This window comes from Halorubrum sp. SD612 (assembly GCF_002135005.1).
The window spans coordinates 1-2,320 of sequence record NZ_NEWI01000265.1 but is presented as its reverse complement, the minus strand read 5'-3'; the positions used below and the strand labels follow the sequence as shown (position 1 = coordinate 2,320).

The window sequence follows — 2,320 nt, the reverse complement described above, 5'->3', positions numbered from 1 at the left end:
GGCCCCGCGGGGGCCGGGAAGGGGGACGGGAACCGCGTCCTCGGTGACGGCCAGCAGGTAACCGTCGACGGCGACAAGGGGACGATCCGGGCGGGCGAGTCGGCGTCCGCCGAGCCCGGCGAGGAGTTCGAGCCGGTGGAGGCGGCGCGCCCCGAGACCCCCGTCAAGCCGATGACGGCGACGGAGGTGAAGGTGAACGTCTCGATCCCGGAGGCGGCCGAGCGCGCCGCGGCGACCGGCGCCGACGGCGTCGGGCTGCTCCGGATCGAACACATGGTCCTCTCCCTCGGGAAGACGCCCGAGACGTACATCGCCGACCACGGCGCCCGCGCCTATCAGGACGAGCTCATCGAGGGCGTCCGGCGCGTCGCCGACGAGTTCTACCCCAGACCGGTCCGCGTGCGAACCATCGACGCGCCCACCGACGAGTTCCGCGAGCTCGAGGGCGGGGAGGGCGAGCCCGCCGAACACAACCCGATGCTCGGCTGGCGCGGGGTCCGCCGGAGCCTCGACAAGCCCGAGCCGTTCCGGCAGGAGCTGGCCGCGTTCGCGCGCCTCTACGACATGGGGTACGACAACCTGGAGGTGATGTTCCCCCTCGTCAACGACGCGAGCGACGTCGAGGGGATCAAGCGACACATGCGTAAGGCCGGGATCGACCCCGAGACGCACCGCTGGGGCGTGATGATCGAGACGCCCGCCAGCGCGCTCCAGATCGAGGACCTGGCGAACGCCGGCATCGACTTCGCCTCCTTCGGCACCAACGACCTCACCCAGTACACGCTCGCGGTCGACCGCAACAACGAGCACGTCGCCGACCGGTTCGACGAGCTCCACCCCGCGGTGTTGCGGCTCATCGGCGACACGATCGAGACGTGCCGCGAGCTCGGCGTCGACACCAGCATCTGCGGACAGGCCGGCTCGAAGCCCGAGATGGTCGAGTTCCTCGTCGAGAAGGGGGTCTCCTCCATCTCCGCGAACATCGACGCGGTGCGCGACGTCCAACACGAGGTGAAGCGGACCGAGCAGCGCCTCCTGCTGGATTCGGTCCGCTGAGGCCGCCGGAATCGAGGTCCCTCGACGGATCGAGAGCGGAACGGGTAAGAGCCGTCCCCGGCAATAACGGGCAGATGCGACAGCCGGAACCGGAGCCGCAGTCGTTCGACCGGGTGCTCTCCTCGATGTGCACCGAGCCGCACTCGGACGCCCGCGCGGCCGCCGAGCGGTTCCTCGCGACGAACCCCGGCGACCCCGCGACCTACGAGGAAGTGGCGGACCTGGAGGCGCGCGCGGTCGAGGGGCTCGCGGCGCTCGCGGACCACCCGACCCCCGGCGACGCCGCGGGGTACGTCACCTCCGGCGGCACCGAGGCGAACGTCCAGGCGGTGCGGTCGGCGCGGAACCGCCACGGCGAGGACGGTGCGAAGCGCGGAGACGAGGTCAACGTCGTCGCGCCCGCCAGCGCGCATTTCTCGTTCCACAAGGCGGCAGAACTGCTTGGGGTGGAGCTGCGGACGGTCCCCCTCGACGGCGACTACCGGGCCGACGCCGGCGCCGTCGCGGCCGCGGTCGACGACGCGACCGCGCTCGTCGTCGGCGTCGCCGGCAGCACGGAGTACGGGCGGGTGGACCCGGTCCCGGAGCTGGCGGCGATCGCCGACGAGGCCGGCGCGCGGTTCCACGTCGACGCCGCGTGGGGCGGGTTCGTCCTCCCCTTCACCGACCGCGCGTGGTCGTTCGGCGACGCGCCGGTCGACACGCTGACGATCGATCCCCACAAGTTCGGGCAGGCGCCGGTGCCCGCGGGGGGACTGTTGGCCCGCGAGGACGCCGCGCTCGACGCGCTCGCGGTGGACACACCCTACTTGGAGACGCGGTCGCAGGCGACGCTGACCGGGACGCGGAGCGGCGCGGGCGTCGCGGGCGCGGTCGCGGCGATGGACGCGCTGTGGCCCGACGGCTACCGCGAGGCGGCCGAGCGCGCGGCCGACAACGCCGAGTGGCTCGCCGAGGGGCTCGCCGACCGCGGGTACGACGTCGTCGAGCCCGAGCTCCCGCTCGTCGCGGCCGACGTGCCCGAGTCCGAGTTCGCCGCGCTGCGCGACGCCGGCTGGAAGGTGTCGCGGACCGGCGCGAGCGAGCTCCGCGTGGTCTGTATGCCGCACGTGACGCGCTCGGCGCTGCGGGCGTTCCTCGACGACCTCGACCGGATCCGGCGGTAGATTTCGCTGTGATTTCCGGCCGCCGAGGCGGCGATTTCTTATAAGTAGAGCGGGGTCGACGCCGCGTTCGGATCAACATATTCACTACGGGTCACCAC

The 2,320-nt window shown here is 72.4% G+C and carries 2 protein-coding genes; both read left to right on the top strand.

The features are described 5' to 3' along the window. Nucleotides 1-1,056: putative PEP-binding protein (locus B9G38_RS16160; RefSeq protein WP_303646247.1), on the top strand; the 1,056-nt coding region annotated here is incomplete at its 5' end. A 74-nt stretch (nucleotides 1,057-1,130) separates the two neighbouring features. Then, nucleotides 1,131-2,222, top strand: coding sequence for a tyrosine decarboxylase MfnA (gene mfnA, locus B9G38_RS16155; RefSeq protein ID WP_086221058.1), 1,092 nt, complete (start codon nucleotides 1,131-1,133; stop codon nucleotides 2,220-2,222). Nucleotides 2,223-2,320 lie beyond the last annotated feature (98 nt).